Origin of the sequence: Mycobacterium pinniadriaticum, from assembly GCF_026242045.1 — a bacterium.
In the GTDB taxonomy this organism is placed as follows: Bacteria; Actinomycetota; Actinomycetes; order Mycobacteriales; family Mycobacteriaceae; genus Mycobacterium; species Mycobacterium pinniadriaticum.
This window is the reverse complement of the sequence record NZ_JAPJDO010000019.1, coordinates 1-19,021: the sequence shown is the minus strand read 5'-3', so window position 1 is coordinate 19,021 and position 19,021 is coordinate 1. Positions and strand designations below refer to the sequence as shown.

Below are 19,021 nucleotides of genomic sequence, written 5' to 3'. Positions count from 1 at the left end.
CCAAGCGTCGACGGCGGTTCGCGACCGACCGTGAGCTCCGCAAAGTACGTCGGTCGGGTGGGTGCACTCGCCGTTTTCCTGGGTGTCGGTGCGGCGCTCGCCATGCCGACCGCGCAGGCCGACACCGGCGGCTCGGCCCATTCGTCGGGCTCGGGATCGTCGTCGCACTCGGCGAGCGCCAAGAAGTCTCCTGGCTCGGCCAACCACCGCGCTCAGGGCAAGTCGGCGCGGGTCGCGATCGCGTCGACCTCGTCCAGGGTGACCGCCGTGCACCGCACGATCGGGTCGTCGGGCCGCAGTGGGGCCAACGATCCGGGCACTCCCGTCACATCGCCCGCGGATCTGGCCGCGGTGGCGTACACGCGCCGCCGGCCGGTGGCACTGCAGCAGAGGGCCGAGGTGACCACTGCGGTCACCCTGACCAACGAGGTCAGCCCGCTGGGCACCCAACAACAGATCTCCCGCGAACAGCTCGCCATGCAGGCCGTCAACACGTTGCCGGTCAAGTTGATGAAAATCATTCTGCGCCAGGGGTTCCTCGCCGCGGCCAACAAGCAATTCGCCCTGGTCGGCGGCCCCGACGCGGCGAACCTGGCGGCGCTGGACAACGCGGTCGACGAGTACGCGCTCGCCTCGGCGTTCTCCGAGCAGATCCTCAACCCGATGAACCCCGCGGTGGTCACCCAGGTCGCGCCCCCGCACAGCTGGTACGGCGTCGACGTCGGCGGATCACGGCTGCTGTATGACAACCCCGACACCATCTATCGGTTCATCCCGGTCAACAAGACGTCGGACTACGTGATCACGGGCCGCTTCTACGACGAGATCCCGGCGGACACCACCTTCAGCGTGTTGGAGGGAAGCTCGGGCAAGACGTCGACGATCCTGAGCCTGTCCGATATCGACGTCAGTGACGACGGTTCGTTCGTGATCACCGTCAACGGCGATCCGGCCGCACCCGGGGAGAAGAACCATCTGCAGCTGACGTCCAGCTCCACTCTCGTCGCGGTGCGAAACACGTTGGGCGACTGGAACACCGAAGAACCGATGGATCTGGCGGTACACAAGGTGGGCGGGCCGCCGAACAGCCTGTTCGCCCAGCTTGGCGGATTCTTGTTCTTCGGGTCGGTGGTCAACGACAACCCGGTGCTGGCGAATTTGGTGTCGTTGGTCCCGCCGTTGCCGATCGCGGACGCACCGATCGTGCGCGGGACGCTGACCGCATTGCTGATGGTGATTCGGGGCGCCAACCAGGAAGCCAAGTACATGGCATTGGCCACCACGGACCCCGAGACCGGTATGCCGCGACAGCCCAACACCATGACGCAGCCGGCCAGTAACGCCGAGTTCCTGGCCAACCAGCTACAGAGCAACGGCTACTTCCAACTCGCCGACGACGAGGCCCTTGTGCTGACGATCGATCCCGGCAATGCCGGGTTCGTCAGCATTCCGGTCTACAACGACTGGACGATCACCGACGACTACTGGAACGAGCTGACCAGCCTCAACTCCGACCAGGCTGTGCGCAACGACGACGGAACCTACACGGTGGTGATCTCGCCCACGGATCCCCTTGTGGCGAACTGGATTTCGACCGGCGGCCTCAACCAGGGCATCATCTCGATGCGATTCCAGGACCTGAACACCGACGATCCGGCTCAGCCGGGTGTCCAAGCCGAGGTTGTCAAGCTCAGTGAGCTCACCCACGACACCAACGGCACGGCCGTGATCACACAGGCCCAGCGGGACGAACAGCTCACGCTTCGCAAGGCCGGCTTCGACAAGCGTTGGGCGCCCTACCCGCAGGCCTGACCGGCCGTGGGGTTACGGATCGCGGGGCAGGCCGAGTAGCCGCTCGGCGATGATGTTGAGCTGCACCTCCGAGGTGCCGCCGTAGATGGTGGTCGACCGGCTGCCGAGCAGGTACTCGGCCCATTTACCTTCCAGCGCTTCGGGATCCCCGATGGCGCCGTCGATGCCGAACGACGATACCGCGAACTCGGCGTAGCCCTGCCCGGTACGCATCGACAGCAGTTTCGAGATCGCCGCGGACGGCATCGCGTCGCCGCCGGCCAGCGTCAGCAGGGTCGACCGCAGGTTCATCAGCTTGGCGGCATGCCCCTCGGCGATCAGTTCACCGGCCCGGTGATGACCGATCTGATCGAAGTGGCCGTCGCCGACGAAGCTGACGAACGCGTCGAGGTTGGCCAGGAATCCGGGCTCACTGCTGCCGATCGAAACCCGCTCCGCGGTCAGGGTGTTGCGGCTGACCTCCCAGCCGCGGTCCACCTCGCCGAGTACCAGCTCGTCGGGAACGAACACGTCGTCGATGAACACCGTGTTGAACATCGCGTGGCCGGTGAGTTCACGGAGCGGCTTGACCTCGACCCCTTCGCTTTTCATGTCCAGCAGGAAATAGCTGATGCCATTGTGTTTCGGTGCGCTGGGATTCGTCCTGGCCAGAAGCGCGCCCCAGCGTGCGTACTGGGCGCCGGTGGTCCAGATCTTCTGGCCGGTGATCCGCCAGCCGCCGTCGACCTTGGTGGCCTTGGTGGTCAGGCTGGCCAGATCGGATCCCGCGCCCGGCTCGGAGAACAGCTGGCACCAGATCATCTCGCCGCGGAAGGTCGGCGGCAGGAAGCGCTGCTTCTGCTCGTCGTTACCGAATGCCACGATCGACGGGATGAGCCAGGCCGCGATGCCCATCTGTGGGCGCCTGACCTGGCCGGCGGTGAACTCCTGGGCGATGATGATCTGTTCGACGGGGCTGGCCGCCCGGCCCCACGGCCTGGGCAGGTGCGGCTGCACCCAGCCGGCCTCGGCGATCGCGGCCTTGCGCTCCTCACGTGGAATGGCCTTGAGCGCAGCCACTTCCGCGCGGATCTCGGCACGCAACTGTTCCGTCTCGGGATCGAGGTCGATGTTGATCGCCCGCATGCCGGTGGTCGTCGCGGTGTCGAACACCTTCTGCGGATACTCCGACGACCGTCCGAACGCGGCCACCAGGCCGAGGGTGCGTCGGTAATACACGCCTGCGTCGTGCTCCCAGGTGAAGCCGATGCCACCATGCACCTGGATGCAGTCCTGCGTGCAGTGCTGGGCGGCGGCCGGTGCCAGGCTGGCGGCGACCGACGCGGCGAATTCATACGCGGTTTGTTCGTTGTCCCAGGCCTTTTCGGCGGCTTCATCGAGTGCGCGGGCGGCATCCCAGACCGCCGCGGTGGCGCGCTCGGTGGTGGCGATCATCTCCGCGCACTTGTGCTTGACGGCCTGAAACTGGCCGATCGGGCGGCCGAACTGCTCGCGGATCTTCGCGTAGGCCGCGGCGGTGTCGGTGGCCCACCGGGCGATCCCGACGGCCTCGGCGGACAGCAGCGTGGTGAGGATCGCCCGCCCGGCCGGCTGTGACAGGTTGGACAACACCGCGTCGCCGGTGACCTCGACGGCGTTGGCGCGCACGTGGGCGACCGGGCGCAGCAGGTCCACCGAAGTCACCGGCTCGATCTCGAGTTCGGCGGCATCGAGGATCACCCATTCGACACCGCCTTCGAGGGACACCGGCAATACCAGGATCGAGGCCTGCGCGCCGGCGGGCACCGAGCGGGCTTCGCCGCGGATCACCAGCGTGGTGTCTTGCCGGGTCGCGGTCAGGCCGGACTCGAGTGCACAGGTGGCGATGAGTTCCCCGGCGGCCAGTTGGCTCAGCAGCTTGGCATCGGGGTCATGCGCCGAAATCAGTGCGCTGGCGATGGCCGACGGCACGAACGGGCCCGGTACCGCGCCGTAGCCGAATTCGGCGATCACGATCGCCAGCTCCAGCAGGCCGAAACCCTGGCCATCCACCGCCTCGGCCAGATGCAGGCCGTGCAGTCCCTGCTCGGCCGCGGCCTTCCAGTATGGCGGCGGGTTGGGCACCGGGGTCTCCAGCGCTTCGTGGCGGACTTCCGACGGTGCCACCCGCGCGACGAAGGACTTCACCGAGTCCGCGAGGTCGTTGTGCTCAGGTGTGATCGCGATGGGCATGGTGGATGCCTTCCCTATTAACCGGTGGGTTGGGACCGAGGGTACCCGCCCGACTAGCTGTCCCGATCGGGGTGGCGCGCAGGACCACCACCACGACCGCGGAGACGATCATCATGATCCCCACCGCCCACATGCCGGCTTTGTCGCTGCCGGTGAATTGGTTGAGTGCACCGGTGGCGTACGGGGCGGCGAATCCGCCGAGATTGCCGATCGAGTTGATCAGACCGATCCCTCCGGCGGCCGCTGCGCCGGTGAGAAACTGCGCCGGCAGTGTCCAGAAGCTGGGAATCGCACTGAACACGCCGATGGCGGCGATGCTCACCGGGATCATCACCAGCACGGGGCTGTCCAGATACAACGCGACCGGAATCGCCAGGCCGCCCAGTCCCATGGGGATGGCCACATGCCAGACGTGTTCGCTCCTGCTGTCGGCGTGTCGCGACCACAGGTACATCGCGATCGCGGCCAGGGTGTAGGGCACCGCGGTGATCAGGCCCACCTGCACGATCGACAGCTGCATGCCGAAGGACTCCTTGAACCCCGAGATGATCGACGGCAGGAAGAACGCCAGCGCGTACAGGCCGTAGGCGATACCGAAATAGACCAACGACAGCAGCCAGATTCGTGGGCTGGTCAACGCGCGTCGCAGCGGGAAGTCGAAGGAACCGGCGACTTCGCGTTCCTCGGCGGCCAGCACGTTGATCAGCCATTGCCGTTCGTCGGGGTTCAGCCAATGCGCGTCGGCCGGGCGATCGGTGAGGTAGAACCAGCAGATGATGCCCAGGATGATCGCCGGCAGGCCGACGCCGATCATCATGAACTGCCAGCCGGCCAGCCCGAACACGCCTTCACCGGCCTGGATCAACCACGCGGACACCGGGGTTCCGACGGCCGCCGCGATCGGACTGGCCAACATGAACATCGCTACGATGCGGGCCCGGTAGGCGCCGGGAAACCAGCGGGTGAGATAGAAGATCACGCCGGGAAACAACCCGGCCTCGGCCACACCCAGCAGGAACCGCAACACCAGGAGGGTGGCCGCATTGGGCGCGAAACCGATTGCCACCGCGACGATTCCCCACGACACCGCGATGCGCGCGAGCCAGCGGCGCGCGCCGAAACGCTCCAGTGCCAGGTTGGACGGCACCTCCACCAGCACATAGCCGATGAAGAAGATGCCCGACGCCAGCCCGAACATGCTCGCCGTGAGCTGCAGGTGCTCGCTGATGTCGGCCTTGGCGATACCGAGGTTGGTGCGGTCGAGATAGTTGACGAAATACAGCGCCATCAGGAAGGGCACGACACGGATGATGACCTTGCGCAGCGTGCGGGTTTCCAGCGTTTGCTCACCGGTGGATGCGGCGGACATCCTGCCTCCCGTTCACGACGTTGACCAGGTCGCGGCCGTCGTGGAGACGGCGACAATTGTCGACCGCGTGAATAAGGTACCGCCGCATGGTGTCGACCGTGTACCAGGTGACGTGTGGAGTCACCACGACGTTGTCGAGCTGTAGCAGCGGATTGTCCGGGTCGACGGGTTCGCTGGCGAACACATCGAGCCCGGCGGCGGCGAGCCGCCCATCGCGCAGCGCATCGGCGAGTGCCGGTTCATCGATGACTCCGCCGCGAGAAGTGTTGACCAGGACAGCATGTGGCCGCATGGTGTCCAGCGCGGCGGTGTTGATGAGCTTGTCGGTGGCGGGAGTCAGCGGAAGGTGCAGGCTGACGATGTCGCTTTCGGCGAGCAGGCCGGAAAGCGGTCGCCAGGTGTCGGTGCCGTCGTCGGCGGTGTTGGTGTGCACGACGGTGCCGCCCATGGCGAGCACTATCTTCTCGACGCGTTTGGCGATGTTGCCGTAACCCACCAGTCCGACGGTGCAACTGCCGATATCGCGCACCGTCTCGCCCAGACTGGTGTCCGTCGGCCAGCCGAGCCCCTGGCGGGTCGCGCGGTCCAGCGCGGGGAGCCGCCGCAGGGCGGCCAACATGAGCAGCACGGCGCCCTCGGCGACCGACGGAGCATTGGCGCCGGGCATGTTGGCCACCGCGATGCCCAGTTCGGTCGCCGCCGCGACGTCGATGGTGTTCACACCCGCGCCCAGCTTGTGCACCAGGCGCAGCCGCTGCCCGCGACTCAGGTCCGCGCCGGACAGCGGACGCAGCACGTGCCAGATCACCTCGGCCTCGGGCAGTTCGCGGTGCAGCGTCTCGTCGTCGTCTTCGTGACACCACCGGACGTCGAGCCAACCCGTTTCCGGCGCAACGATGTCCAACACACTCTGACCGGGAAGGAAATGAGCCAGAACCCTTACCGCCACCGTTTGGTGATCCACTTCGCGATGGTGTCGGCCTGCTCGCTGCGGGCTCCCGGGGTGGTGAAGTAGTGGTCGGTATCGATCGAGCACTGGGTCTTGTCGGTGCTGGCCAGTGCGTCGAAAATCCGCTGGGCGTCCGACGGGAACACCCCGGTGTCCTGGTCGGCGTTGATCACCAGGGCCGGACAGGTGACCCGGCCCAGGTGGGGTTCGGCGCGGGTCTGCGCGGTCTTGAGGCTCCACATGCCCAGCCAGTTGCGCAGCGTGCAAGCGGCAGCGATGCCGTGAGCGGAGCGGTTCGCCTTCACCGGTACGCCCGCATAGCAGAGGTTGGGCTGACGTCGAGTGGGCTCGATGGAGGGGTCGACCATGCGCGGATCGGCCCAGGTCCGCATCACGGTGAACGGCCGGTCGGTAAAGCCGGCGGACTGGACCCGCTTCCATTCGGTCTCGACCCAGTCGGTGATCGCGTGGTTGCGGGCGACCTGGGCGGCCCGATAACGGGTGAGGAAATCGGGGGAGAACGGCGGGCCGTTGTGTTCGGCAAAGAGATCGAGCTCGGGATCGCTGGCCAATGGGTCGTTTTCGTCGATGACGGCCGCGTCCATCCAGGCCGTCAGTACCTCCGGGCGGCCGGGGTGAGCCGCACTGGCGATGTAGCCGTCGGCCGGCGTCAGCTCGGTCAGCCCGGCTGCGGGGCGCATGCCTTCCAGCGGTGTGACGTTGGGCTCGACCGCCTGCGACTGGTAGGCGGCCATCAACGAGCCGCCACCAGAATTGCCGAGCAGGACAACCGTTTCCACGCCCTGGATCTCGCGCAGCCAGCGCACCCCGACGCCGATGTCGACCAGGGCGTGGTCGAGTAGGAAGCTGCTCTCGAAGCCGCGGAAGCGGGTGTTCCAACCGAGAAAGCCGACACCGCGGGTGGCCAGGTAGTCGGCGAGGTAGTGCTCGGAGAAGTCGATCTGGTAGTGGCTGGCGATGACGGCGACTTTGGGCTTGCGGCCCACCCCGCGGTGGTAGAGGCCCTGACAGGGATGCCCGCCGGCGCCGGCCCGCCGTGCAGTCGGGGAGGTGACCCCGATGAACTCACGAACGACTCCGGGGGTTGGCATGGTCAGTGGGCCTCCTGGGGTGTCGAGTCGATGAGGAGACCATATTCGCCAGCGTCGATGTGCACGCCTGAATCCGGTGTTAGGTTCGGATGGGAGAGTTGACCAGTATCTGTAAGGGCACGTGATGATCAAGCCGCACAACACCAACCCCGAATTCGAGCTCGGCGGTATCAACCACGTTGCGCTGGTGTGCTCCGATATGGAGCGCACGAAAGACTTCTACTCGAACGTGCTGGGTATGCCGCTGATCAAGTCGCTCGATCTGCCCGACGACATGGGTCAGCATTTCTTCTTCGATGCCGGTAACGGCGACTGTGTCGCGTTCTTCTGGTTCGCCGAGGCCCCGGACGGTACGGCAGGCAACACCACGCCGGCGGCGCTGCCCGGCTTGGGCTCGATCGTCAGCGCGGTGGGTTCGATGAACCACCTGGCATTTCATGTGCCCGCGGAGAAGTTCGACGAGTACCGCCGCCGGCTCAAGGAGAAGGGGGTTCGGGTCGGGCCGGTGCTCAACCATGACAACAGTCCCCGTCAGTCCACCCGCGAACTGCACCCCGGGGTGTACGTGCGGTCGTTCTACTTCACCGATCCGGACGGGATAGTCCTCGAATTCGCCTGTTGGACCAGGGAATTCACTGATAGCGACGCGGTGACGCGGCCCAAGACCGCAGCCGACCGCAGGCAGCCGATCACCGCGGGCTAGTCGCGGAACAGGCGTGGAGCGCCGAGTTCGTCGATGATCGCGCTGAGCTGATCGGCGAGCTCGCCGGGTGTCAGCTCGATCTCCCCGCCCAGCCACGCGCTGATCGTCTGGCCGACACCGCCGACAACGAAGTGCGCGAACGCCTTGATCCGATCGTTGGCCGGACGTCGCAGCATCTCTTCGAGGTGCTGGCCCGACAACATGGCGAACAGCGCGCCCGATTCCTGCCGCTTGCGTACCACTGTGGCGTTGGACAGTTGCGAGCTGAACATCAGCCGTCCGACCCGGGGATCGAGTTCGATGGTCCGGACGATATTGGCCATCGCCGCGCGATTCTGCGTCTCGACCGGGGCCGTCGCGACCGCCGCCTGGGTGGTGGCGGCCAAGTCGGCGACCACCCAGTCGAATACCGCCGCGACGAACTCGTCCTTGTCGGTGAAGCTCTCGTAGAAGTAGCGGGTGGCGACCCCGGCCTCTCGGCAGATGCCCCGAACGGTGAGCTCAGCGGGGTCGACGTCGCTGCCCAGTAATTCCAACCCAGCCTGCAACAGGCGGGCTCGTCGCCGAGCCAGCCGATCGGCGGCGTCCACGCCGCCATAGGGGCGCGCCTGCGTCATTAGCCCATCTTGACATTGCTGCGGCCTGGGCGGCAATATTGGGAAACATTTGTTGTCAGAATTGATCACGATAGGTGACGCGCAGTGGCGATCCGAGAACCCGTCATCAGCCACGTCGACCGCGCCGTGAGCGCGCCGCCGCTGCGGTCACGGCGCCGCAGGCTGGGTCCTGGCTTCGACGACGGCCTGATGGGTGTGGCGCTGCTGGCCGGGCCGGCGAACGTGATCATGGAGCTGGCCCGACCAGGCGTCGGCTATGGCGTCATGGAGAGCCGGGTCGAGAGCGGGCGGGCCGACCGGCACCCGGTCAAGCGGGCGCGCACGACCTTCACCTATCTCGCGGTGGCCACCCGCGGCAGCGAGGAGCAGAAAAAGGCGTACCGACGCGCCGTGAACAAGTCGCACGCCCAGGTGTACTCGACTCCCGACAGCCCGGTGCAGTACAACGCATTCGACAAGGACCTGCAGCTGTGGGTGGCGGCCTGCCTGTACAAGGGTGGCGTTGACGTCGCCCGGATCTTCATCGGCGAGATGGACGACGAGACCGCGGATCGGCACTACCGAGACAGCATGGCATTGGCGACCACCTTGCAGGTGCCCGCCGAGATGTGGCCGGCCGACCGGGCGGCGTTCGATCGGTACTGGCAGGAGTCGCTGGACAAGGTCCACATCGACGATACGATCCGCGAGTACCTCTACCCCTTCGCGGTGTCACGGTTACGCGATGTTCGATTGCCGGCGCGGGTGCAACGCGCCCACGAGGGACTGAACCTGCTCATCACCACCGGTTTCCTACCGCAGCGCTTCCGTGATGAAATGCGGCTCGAGTGGAACGCGGACAAGCAGCGCAAGTTCGACCGGCTGATGGCGGCCATTCGGTTCGTCAACAATCTGACACCGCGATTCCTGCGCGAGTTCCCGTTCAATCTGTTGTTGCGCGACGTGGATCGGCGGATTCGCACCGGCCGGCCGTTGGTGTGAGCCCCGCCAGGATGCGCGCGTACCCTCGCGGACGTGCGAACTGACGACGACACCTGGGATATCACCACCAGCGTCGGCTCGACGGCCTTGTTCGTCGCGGCCGCCCGGGCGCTGGAGGCGCAGAAGGCTGATCCACTGGCTGTTGACCCCTTCGCCGAGGTGTTCTGCCGGGCAGCCGGCGGTGTGTGGGCCGCGGTGCTCGACGGTCGGGCGCCCGAGCATCCACTCACGTCGCTCGAGTTCGGCCAGTACTTCGTCACGTTCCAAGCCGCGCGGACCCGCTACTTCGACGCGTACTTCCGTCGTGCGGCCCGGGCCGGAGTGCGCCAGATCGTTCTGCTGGCCGCGGGACTGGACTCCCGCGCCTTCCGGCTCGATTGGCCCGCCGGCACCACGGTGTACGAACTCGACCAGCCACAGGTGCTGGACTTCAAGCGCGACGCGATCACCGCATACGGTGCCGCCGCGCGGGCCGAGCGGCGTGAGGTCGCGGTCGACCTCCGCGATGATTGGCCGCAGGCGTTGGCCGACAGCGGCTTTCAAGCGGGTCTTCCGTCGGCGTGGATCGCCGAGGGGCTGCTGATCTACCTGCCCGCCCGCGCCCAGGAGCAATTGTTCACCGGGATCGACTCGTTGGCCAGTGCGGGCAGCCACCTCGCGGTCGAGGAGGGCAAGCCGATGGATCGCGATGCGTTCCGGGTGAAGGTCCAGGAGGCCAAGGCCATCGACAACGAGCGCGGCCAATGGTGGCAGCTGGTGTACAACGAGCAGCACGCCCCGGCCGCGCAGTGGTTCGGCGAGCGCGGATGGACGGCCCAGGACACCGCGTTGTTGGACTATCTGACGACGGCCGGACGTTCCGTCGCGCCTACGAGCGCCGAGGCGGCCAATATGCTCGCCAGCGTCACCCTGGTGAGCGCGGTCAAGGGCTAGTCGGCGAGTCACCTTGGGACGCAGGGTGATCAGCGAGCGTCTGTAAGTCGAACGACCTGCCATGAACTGCTGAACAGACAGTTTGAAACCGGCAATAAATTGGCTGAGCTGATAAATATTCGAGTGCCGCCGCGCAGTCGTCCAGCGCGCCCACCGCTACGGTCGGAGGACTCGATGAAACCAGTCATGCTCACCACTCGTGCGGCGGCCGCAACCGTCGCACTGGGGCTCGGGGTGGCGTTGGCCAGCAGTCCCGTTCCCGTCGCCGAGGCCGACACGTCGTCCGACGACAGCTCGTCCTCGGCGTCGACCGGTCCGGCGACCACAACGAAGACCGGATCGGCGAAGCCGAAGCCGAGGGGGTCGGCCGGCAAGCCGAAGACCGGACCCGCGAAGCCGAAGCTGAGCGCCTTGACCGTCACGTCGAAGACCGGATCACCCCGCACCACAACACATGTCACGACGAAGACGGAGACCGCCGGCCTCGTCGCTGCTACGCGGTCATCCGTCGGCACCGGACCCGACGAACCTTCCGCCGACACGACGAAGACGACCAGAGCGCTCGCCGTGGCACCCGTCGCCGCGGCGGCCGCCGCGACACCGACGCTTCGGGTCGCCAGCCTGCCGGCGCCCGCCTCCATCATGCGTTCCGGCACCGACCTGGTGACGGCGGTGTTGAGCTCGTTGGCCACGCCGCTGACCAATACCCCGGGTTCCCCGGCAGAATGGATGCTGGCGGCCGCCGCACGCCGGGAAGTGGGCGACACGGACACCGCGACCGGCCAACTCGCCACGCAACCAGTGGCCGCGTCGGGCCCGGTTCCTCTGGGGCCTGTCGGCACTCGCGTTGTGCTGGCATTGAATACGCTGCTGCAACCGGTCCAGGCATTGGTTGCGGACCTCACCGGCCGCAGCGCGGAAGAAGAGTTCCCCGGCTCGTGCGTGGATTCGAAGTGCGTGTCCAGCACCGATATTCCCGTTCCGCAGCCCAGCATTCAGCTCACGTTCATCAACCTGACCGGCCGGCCGCTGACCCTGACGAACCTGTCGACGTATGACCCGCTGGCCTTCGGCCCGCAGAACGGATACGTCCTCGACACTGCCCGCCAGGTCGAAATGGGGTTCTACACCAACAACGATGACGACACGTCCAGTCGGGCCACCATGGATTGGACGGACGGAACCAGCAGCTTCGATGTCTACGTCCGGTTCGACAGTGCCTTCGTGACGCCGTCGAGCAGCGACGTGCAATCGGATGTGTTCAATACCCCGAATCCGGTGACGGGGGACCCCCAGGCGGCGGTAAGCCAGACGGTTCTCTTCCTGCCGAAAGCGGGCACCGAAATCACCATCAGCCCCACCGATGGGGTGGGACAGGCGATCGTCGCCACGGCCCTGTGCGGGAACCGTGGCAGCTGCACCCAGGACGCCGTCGACGAGACGATCGTGTACTCCGCCGCCAAGAATGTCGGCAACACTGTCTTCAACTACGGGACCGTGGACTCGAGCAACACCTACGAGGTGTTCCATGAGGCGGTCAAGACCAACGGGATAGAACAGAACTTGAAGATCGCGGCCGGCGGCTCGATCAAGTTCTCCCTCGGCCCACTGAATTTCGAGTCGGAAGTCAGTGCGGTAATTCAGGAGAAGTACGGGCACAGCTGGACCGACGGCGTCATCACCAAGCAGGGTGCGACGGTGAATGTGGCGCCTGGGATGTACGGTCAGATCCAGCTGTCCTACGGGGAATATCACGACATCGTCGATATGACGTTGACCGACAAGGACGTCACCATCAAGATCCCGGATATCGAGTACGTGAGCCCGGTTCCCGCTGACGCCAAGAACGAGGATGGGACACCGGTTGCTGCGCCCATCTGGACTACCGTCGACTACGCGATCGGAACCGGCCCGGATCCCTATCCCAACTCGACGTCCGTCCCGACCGCCCCCACCAACACGTCGGCACCGGTCAGTAATCCGACACCGGCGGATATCGCGGCACCCGAGGCTGATCCCGCTCCGGCTCGTAAGACGTTCGGCGCGGCGATTCGGGATTTCGTGAAGTCCGAAACGCGGGCGATCCTGAGCCTGCCCCAGGTTCTGCTCACCGGTCATCCCGACCAACTGTCCACGCGCGGTTTCGAAATCGTCAACCTGACGCCGTACCCGCAGAAGCTCATCGCGATCGGTGGGGAGATCGAAGAAGATGAATCCCCGACGGAAGGCTATGTCCTTCAGCCGTTCCAGATGGTGCGGATCGAAGTGGACTACGCCGCCTATGGCGCCCAAGAGGCCGTGGTGAAATGGCAGCGCAACGACGGCGGGACGGCGACCATCAGCGAGGCGATCCTGAAGAACTTCCCCGACGGTGGGTCAGCCGTTAAGTGCCAGACGTCGGCCTGTATGGACGGCGGTGAAGATGAAGTGAATTCCGCTGAGGTCATGTACATCATCCAGCCCACCCTCAGCACCTTCGACCTCACCGCGGATCCGAACCTTGCCGCCGCGGCGGTCGATGCCGCGTGTTATTACAACTCGGCGGGCCAGACCCCCGGCTCGTGCGGCGTCAACGTCATCGGCCAGAGCTATTACACCGCACCGGTAACCGCGCCCTCCCGGTACAACTACAACAACGCCTCGCAGGAAAACTCGTTCTCCGAAACCCTCACGACCTACAAGTCCGAGACCAACAGCTGGTCTACCGGCGGGGGGATCAAGGTCAAGGAGAAGGCGGGCGTGTTCCTAGGCCTGCAGATCGAAGCTGAAGCAACCGTTCTGTATACCGGTTCCGTCCAGGAGAAGGACTCCGAATCCACCACCGTCAAGCAGAATGTCCCGCCGTACTCCACCGGCACACTGTCCTACGGCGACACTTACCTCCGCACCTACGGTGACGCGATCATCTGCCTGCCGAACAGCACCATGATCGTCAGGGACCAATGGATCGAGAATCCGTCGGGCCTGGCTGCTACGGGCCCGGTGGTGAGCCTCACCGACTATCCCGGCCCGCCGCAAGTCTGAGCAGCCGCCCTAGTCCCACATGAACGCCCGCAGGAACCGATTGATGCGGCGCAGATACTCCGGCTGGCTGACGTGCAGGATGTGGTTACCCGGGAACCAGTGCAGCGCACAGCGATCCCAGTGTTCCCACAGCGCTTCGGATTGCTCGGGCGGGGCCAACCGATCCCCGAGGCCGGTGATGATGAGCCGCCGATCCCGTGCCACCAGCGGAGCGTAGTTCAGCGCACAGTGGTACGCCGAGGCGGCGGCCGAGTCGTCGCGGCTGATCGTGCCGAACCTGCGGCCCAACTCGATCAGCTTGTTGGCCGGCCACCATTCGTCGAATGTCCGCTCGGGAGTGACCACCGGAACATTGGGGATCACCGCCTCGAGCCGATCGTCGGCCGAGGCGACCAGAGCCGAGGTGTAGCCGCCCAACGACATTCCGGTCAGCGCGATGCGCTCCACGCCGGTGTCGCGCAACCAGTCCATCACCGAGCGGAAGTCGTGGACCGCCTGGGCCATGGTCTCGGCGAATCCGGCCATCCCTTGTGAGAAGAAGCCGTAACCGCTGAACGGGGAGCCCTTTTCGGCGCGGCGGCCGTGGAAGGGCAGCGTGTAGAGCAACACGTCGTACCCGGTCCGGTAGAACCACGGCAGCGAGAAGAACAAGCCGTTGAACAGGTAGGGCGAACCCATGAACCCGTGGATCACGCACAGGGTCGGTCGCGGACCGTCGTCGTGACGCCAGTGCTGGGCCCAAACGGTGTTGTTGCGCTCCAACCGTTTCCACTGCTTGCGCATCTTCGGGTTGACCGGTTCGAAGCTGCTCTCGAAACGGATGTTGTGCACGTTGCCGCGTGCGATGTGGTGGGCGATCCGGTTCGCCGGCCGGGCCGACACCGTGGGGAGCACCGTGGGGGCGGGGAACGACGCTGCCGGGTCGTGGCGTGCGGCGAGCTCGGCGTAGAACTCGAGGTTGCTGCGCTCACGGTGCAGGTCGGAGCGGCGGACGATGCCCTTGGCGACCGTCGGCAGCATGGATACCCCGACCAGGGAGGCGATCGCCGTACGCAGGCCGATGTCGGCGACGGCCGACGAGTCGACGACGAGTCGTTGCACTGCCGTCAGGTCGGAGCGGTCGGGAAGCCCCTCGTAACCGGCATCGGCACCCGCAACATCGGGCACGGGGATGGGGATATCAACGTCCGACGTCATTGTCGCGGCCTTTCCGAGCGGGTATCACCTTGCCGAGGATGCTAGCCGCGCGGGCGCCTCACAACAGGCGATACACCGTTGCGCCGCCCACCTTCATCGGTTGGTAATGATGCTGTACCCAGTCGGCGATCTGCCCGCCGACGCGGTCGTGGCGGCGCATCCGCCCGCTCTCGACGTAGTAGGTGATCTTGCCGGCGTGTACGGCGTCGACGAACTGGTGGAGGGTGGGTACCGGGTCCTTGCTCCATCCGCCGATCGCCATGACCGCGGTGCCGGACGCGATCTCCAGCGAAGCGGCGGCCTGCGATCCCGAGGTCGCTGCTGACCACCTGGTGTGCGTGGCGCCCAGCGCTGCGGCCAGCCGCGGGTCGACATTGCCCGAACTGGCGCCCATCACCAGGGTCTTCGCGAAGCGGGACCCGATGGTCGGCCATACGTTGGCTGTGTGAGCGGCGTTCGGGATCGATCCGTTGTGTGGGGTGGCGGCGGTGGCAACGGAGAACATCGCCGTTCCGCAGAGGCTCGCGAACAACGCTATGACCAGTGCGAACGGTGTCAGCCGTGGCCAAGCCGTCAGTGCCATCGCGAGAAGCACCACCGCCGCGACGGCAGTGGCCCCGATGAGCCAGCGGGTCCACGTCGGGCCCAAGTCGGCGCGGTGTAACAGGACGATGCCCCAGCCCGCGGCGACGGCCACCATGGCCATGGCCGCCGGCCTGCTCAACACGGCCGCCAGGCCGATCAGTGCACCTGCCGCCGGCGCCAGGGCGATGGTGTAGTACGGGTGGACCATGCCGGTCATGTAGCTGAACACCAGGCCGCACACGACGAGCCACACCGTCCACATGAGGAAGCCGGCCGCTTCCATCCTGGTGAGTCTGCGGCGGACGGCGAGATACGCCGCGGCCACGATCGCGATGGCGACGGCGGGCAGCAGCCAGGACACCTCGTAACCCATCTCCCCGGAGAGGATTCGGAGGACCCCGGCCCGGCTGCCCCAGCCGCCGTGGAACCCTATCGAGCCCGTGCCGCCGCCGATGATGCGGTCGACGCCGTTGTAGCCCAATGCCAGATTGAGCACCGTGTTGTCGGTCGAGCCGCCGATATAGGGGCGCGAACCGGCGGGCCACAACTGGACGATCGCCACCCACCAGCCGGCGGAGATCACCAGCGCCAGCGTCGCGCCCAGCAGATGCAGTACACGCCGCCACCAATTCGTCTGCGCGAAAAGAAGATAGGCGAGGCCGAAGGCGGGCAGGACCATCAGACCGGCCAACATCTTGGTGAGGAAAGCCAATCCCAACGCGACACCGACCAGCGCGAGCCATCGCCACGACGCGGTGGCGACCGCGCGTACCAGGAAGTAGGCCGCCACGACCATCAGCAACACCAGCAGGGCGTCGGGGTTGTTGTAGCGAAACATCAACGTCGCTGCGGGTGTGAGGGCAAGGACAGCGCCGGCGATCAGCCCCGCGATCGGGCCGCGGGTCGGTTCGGTCACGATGCGGCGGACCGTCCCGTACAGGATGGCCACGGCGGCGACACCCATCAACGCCTGCGGCACCAATACGGCCCAGCTGTTCATCCCGAACAGTCGTACCGACAGCCCGGTCACCCACAGTGCCGCCGGCGGCTTGTCGACGGTGATGAAGTTGTTCGGGTCCAGGGAGCCGAAGAACCATGCGGTCCAGTCCTTGGCGCCTGACTCGGCGGCCGCCGCGTAGAACGAATTGCCGTAGCCGTTGATGGGCAGATTCCAGAGGTAGAGCGCAGCCGTGACCACCAGCAGGCAGCTCAGGGCGATGATCGGCCACCTCAGCGCCGTGCGTTCCTCGAAGGCGGGCCCGGGCACGGCGACGATGTCGGCGCGGTCGGCGGTGGCGGTGGCGGTCACCGCACCACGGTGCACGACGGTGCTGACGTGCTCACGGCGCGACAGCTGGGAAGACGCTGTGGATTTCATGATGGGCGCCGGTGTGGTGAAGTGGCTGCATGTGGAATCCGCAGACGTATCTGGCCTTCGCCGATCAGCGTGGACGCCCGTTCTTCGATCTGCTCGCGCGTATCGGGGCCCGGTCACCGCGACGGGTGGTGGACCTGGGCTGCGGGCCGGGCAATCTCACCGAACAGCTTGCCCAGCACTGGCCGGACGCCGCACTGGAGGCGGTCGACAGCTCACCGGAGATGGTCGCCGCCGCGCGCGAACGCGGTATCGACGCCGAACTCGGCGATATCAGCGCTTGGACGCCACGCTCGGACACCGATGTCGTGTTCAGCAACGCGGCGTTGCAGTGGATCCCCGGCCACGGCGAGCTGATGGTGCGCTGGGCCGGCCTGCTGGAGCCGGGCGGCTGGATCGCCGTTCAGGTCCCCGGCAACTTCGATGCCCCCTCGCACGTCGCGATCCGCTCGCTGGCGGATCAGGCGCACTGGTCAAAAGTGCTGGGCGATTTCGCTTTCCGGAACGTTGACGCGGTGGAGACGCCCATTCGGTATGCCGAGTTGCTCACCGGCGCGGGTTGCACCGTCGACGCGTGGGAGACCACCTACATCCACGAACTGACCGGGCCGGATCCGGTGCTGAACTGGATCAGCGGCACCGCGCTCACCCCGCTACGCGATCGGTTGACCGACGATCAGTGGCAGCAGTTCCGCGCCGAGTTGATCCCTTTGTTGAACCAGGCCTACCCAGTGCGGCCCGACGGCCGCACCTACTTCCCGTTCCGGCGTATCTTCTTCGTCGCTCAAGTCGGGCCGAGGTGATGCTGCGGCCCGGTCACGGGTTGTGTGGCACTCCGACCGCGCGGTAGACGTATTCGGCCGGGACTTCGAACGCGAGGTTCCTCCTCGGCAGGCGAGTCAACACATCGTCGGGGATTTCCGTCTTGTAGGTGAGTGACAGGTGGCCGCTGAACTGAGGGTCGATGGCGGCGATGTCGACCTCCAAACTGACTCCAGCACTGGAAATTTCAGCATTTACGGCGCCCTGCTGCGGATCGTCCCAGCGGACATCCATGGTGCGGCCGGCGACCTTGGGAACGCTCGACAGCGTGGCGACGGCACGCTGGGAGGTGAACACCAGGGACCCGACATAGCTCGCGAAACTTCCGTTGGCGCGGAATCCCGGTATCTTGCCGCTGAACCGGCGGCTGACCGCGACGTACTCGGCGAGGTAGATGATGCCCTCGCTGTCGAACTGCTCGCGCATCTCGCGCGGCAGCTTCCCGATTCCGAACAACCGACGCAGGAACACGGCCACGTCGAGATCGTGCCAGATGCCGTGGTACTGAAGAAGGGATGGCGTCGAAGAAATTCTGGTTGATCGTATCGGCCGCGATCGCCGCGCTGGTCTACGCGGCGATGTGGGTCGGCTACCTGCAGAACTGGGCCTGGCTGGACACCGTCGACACCCAGATGCTGCAGGCGTTCCACACCATCGGCGCCTCCCGTCCCGGATGGGTGTCGTTCTGGACGCTGTTCTGCGCCGTGTTCGGGCCGAACGGTTTTCGGTTGCTCGCGCTGGTGCTGCTGATCGTGGCGCTTCTCCGTCGAAACGTGCTGACGGCGTTGTTCTTGGTGCTCAGCATCGGGTTGATGGGGATGGTGACCGAAGGCGCCAAGTCCCTGGCCGACCGGCCGCGACCGGCGACGGCGCTGGTCTACGCTTCGTCGACGTCGTTTCCGTCGGGGCATGCCCTGGGGGCAATGGTGGGGGTGTTGGCATTGCTCACCGTGCTGTGGCCGAGTCTCACCCCCGGACTGCGAGCGTGGCTGGGCGTTCTCGGTGGCGTGCTGATCGTTTTGGTCGGCTTGGCGCGGGTGGTGCTCAACGTTCACCACCCGTCCGATGTGCTGGCCGGTTGGGCGCTCGGCTACCTCTATTACCTGGTGTGCCTGCAGCTGGTACCGCGCCCTGAGACTGGCGTGCTGGTGCGACTGAGTTGACCAGCAAACCATGCGTAGTACCCTTTAGCGACAGCTAACTCGTTAGGGGGTGTGTGGTGCAGGTCGACGTGGGTGAGTTGCGCTCGGGTGCAAACCGGTCGTACAGTGCGGCCGCGCTGGCGATGGAGGGTGCTGACCAGCTGCGTCGCGTGTCTCCGGCGTCGGGAA

Annotated in this window: 17 protein-coding genes; 8 read left to right on the top strand and 9 right to left on the bottom strand. The window is 66.1% G+C overall.

Features of this window, described 5'->3' with window-relative positions; all coding sequences use genetic code 11:
* The first annotated feature begins 30 nt into the window (after window positions 1–30).
* A complete protein-coding gene (locus ORI27_RS19880; protein WP_323055634.1) occupies window positions 31–1,812 on the top strand; it encodes a DUF1214 domain-containing protein in 1,782 nt (593 codons plus the stop codon).
* A 12-nt stretch (window positions 1,813–1,824) separates the two neighbouring features.
* On the opposite strand, the gene ORI27_RS19875 is transcribed toward ORI27_RS19880, so the two are convergent.
* From ORI27_RS19875 to ORI27_RS19860, 4 genes are read right to left on the bottom strand one after another with little or no spacing between them, the layout of a single operon-like run.
* Window positions 1,825–4,023 carry an acyl-CoA dehydrogenase gene (locus ORI27_RS19875; protein WP_265998778.1) on the bottom strand — a complete coding sequence of 733 codons (2,199 nt, stop codon included), beginning with the start codon at window positions 4,021–4,023 and terminating at the stop codon, window positions 1,825–1,827.
* On the bottom strand, window positions 4,001–5,392 hold the full coding sequence (locus tag ORI27_RS19870; protein ID WP_265998780.1) for an MFS transporter: 1,392 nt from the start codon (window positions 5,390–5,392) through the stop codon (window positions 4,001–4,003). Before ORI27_RS19870 ends, ORI27_RS19875 begins: the two co-directional genes overlap by 23 nt.
* The gene (locus ORI27_RS19865; protein ID WP_265998781.1) at window positions 5,370–6,356 is read right to left on the bottom strand and encodes a 2-hydroxyacid dehydrogenase; all 987 of its coding nucleotides are present in this window, start codon (window positions 6,354–6,356) and stop codon (window positions 5,370–5,372) included. Before ORI27_RS19865 ends, ORI27_RS19870 begins: the two co-directional genes overlap by 23 nt.
* Window positions 6,332–7,453, bottom strand: a complete 1,122-nt coding sequence (locus ORI27_RS19860) for an alpha/beta hydrolase (protein ID WP_265998782.1) — start codon at window positions 7,451–7,453, stop codon at window positions 6,332–6,334. The genes ORI27_RS19865 and ORI27_RS19860 overlap by 25 nt, the downstream gene beginning before the upstream one ends.
* Window positions 7,454–7,577: 124 nt before the next feature.
* Here ORI27_RS19860 and ORI27_RS19855 point away from each other — a divergent pair, with 124 nt between their 5' ends.
* Complete coding sequence (locus tag ORI27_RS19855; RefSeq protein WP_265998783.1) at window positions 7,578–8,156, top strand: VOC family protein; 579 nt, start codon at window positions 7,578–7,580, stop codon at window positions 8,154–8,156.
* Here ORI27_RS19855 and ORI27_RS19850 read toward each other — a convergent pair.
* Window positions 8,153–8,773: a TetR/AcrR family transcriptional regulator gene (locus tag ORI27_RS19850; protein ID WP_265998784.1), complete on the bottom strand. Its 621-nt coding sequence runs from the start codon at window positions 8,771–8,773 to the stop codon at window positions 8,153–8,155. The two genes, ORI27_RS19855 and ORI27_RS19850, sit on opposite strands and share 4 nt — an antisense overlap.
* An 84-nt stretch (window positions 8,774–8,857) precedes the next feature.
* Here ORI27_RS19850 and ORI27_RS19845 point away from each other — a divergent pair, with 84 nt between their 5' ends.
* Window positions 8,858–9,754: an oxygenase MpaB family protein gene (locus ORI27_RS19845; protein WP_265998785.1), complete on the top strand. Its 897-nt coding sequence runs from the start codon at window positions 8,858–8,860 to the stop codon at window positions 9,752–9,754.
* 33 nt (window positions 9,755–9,787) lie between these two features.
* The gene (locus tag ORI27_RS19840) at window positions 9,788–10,687 is read left to right on the top strand and encodes an SAM-dependent methyltransferase (protein WP_265998787.1); all 900 of its coding nucleotides are present in this window, start codon (window positions 9,788–9,790) and stop codon (window positions 10,685–10,687) included.
* Window positions 10,688–10,716: 29 nt separating this feature from the next.
* On the opposite strand, the gene ORI27_RS19835 is transcribed toward ORI27_RS19840, so the two are convergent.
* Entirely contained in the window at window positions 10,717–11,109 is a 393-nt protein-coding gene (locus ORI27_RS19835) for a hypothetical protein (protein WP_265998788.1), read from the bottom strand.
* Between ORI27_RS19835 and ORI27_RS19830 the strand changes: the two genes are divergently transcribed.
* The gene (locus ORI27_RS19830) at window positions 11,099–13,711 is read left to right on the top strand and encodes a hypothetical protein (protein ID WP_265998789.1); all 2,613 of its coding nucleotides are present in this window, start codon (window positions 11,099–11,101) and stop codon (window positions 13,709–13,711) included. The two genes, ORI27_RS19835 and ORI27_RS19830, sit on opposite strands and share 11 nt — an antisense overlap.
* 9 nt (window positions 13,712–13,720) lie before the next feature.
* On the opposite strand, the gene ORI27_RS19825 is transcribed toward ORI27_RS19830, so the two are convergent.
* A complete protein-coding gene (locus ORI27_RS19825) occupies window positions 13,721–14,908 on the bottom strand; it encodes an alpha/beta hydrolase (protein ID WP_265998790.1) in 1,188 nt (395 codons plus the stop codon).
* Between the two features lie 58 nt (window positions 14,909–14,966).
* Window positions 14,967–16,871: a glycosyltransferase family 39 protein gene (locus ORI27_RS19820; protein WP_265998791.1), complete on the bottom strand. Its 1,905-nt coding sequence runs from the start codon at window positions 16,869–16,871 to the stop codon at window positions 14,967–14,969.
* A gap of 29 nt (window positions 16,872–16,900) precedes the next feature.
* On the opposite strand from ORI27_RS19820, the gene ORI27_RS19815 reads away from it, so the two are divergent.
* Window positions 16,901–17,671: a trans-aconitate 2-methyltransferase gene (locus ORI27_RS19815; RefSeq protein ID WP_265998792.1), complete on the top strand. Its 771-nt coding sequence runs from the start codon at window positions 16,901–16,903 to the stop codon at window positions 17,669–17,671.
* Window positions 17,672–17,684: 13 nt separating this feature from the next.
* Here ORI27_RS19815 and ORI27_RS19810 read toward each other — a convergent pair whose 3' ends face one another.
* Window positions 17,685–18,167 carry a hypothetical protein gene (locus tag ORI27_RS19810; RefSeq protein WP_265998793.1) on the bottom strand — a complete coding sequence of 161 codons (483 nt, stop codon included), beginning with the start codon at window positions 18,165–18,167 and terminating at the stop codon, window positions 17,685–17,687.
* A gap of 38 nt (window positions 18,168–18,205) precedes the next feature.
* Here ORI27_RS19810 and ORI27_RS19805 point away from each other — a divergent pair, with 38 nt between their 5' ends.
* Both ORI27_RS19805 and ORI27_RS33180 read left to right on the top strand, forming a co-directional pair.
* On the top strand, window positions 18,206–18,853 hold the full coding sequence (locus ORI27_RS19805; RefSeq protein ID WP_265998794.1) for a phosphatase PAP2 family protein: 648 nt from the start codon (window positions 18,206–18,208) through the stop codon (window positions 18,851–18,853).
* 53 nt (window positions 18,854–18,906) lie between these two features.
* On the top strand, window positions 18,907–19,021 hold a 115-nt coding region (locus tag ORI27_RS33180; protein ID WP_410174324.1), incomplete at its 3' end, for a DUF2563 family protein.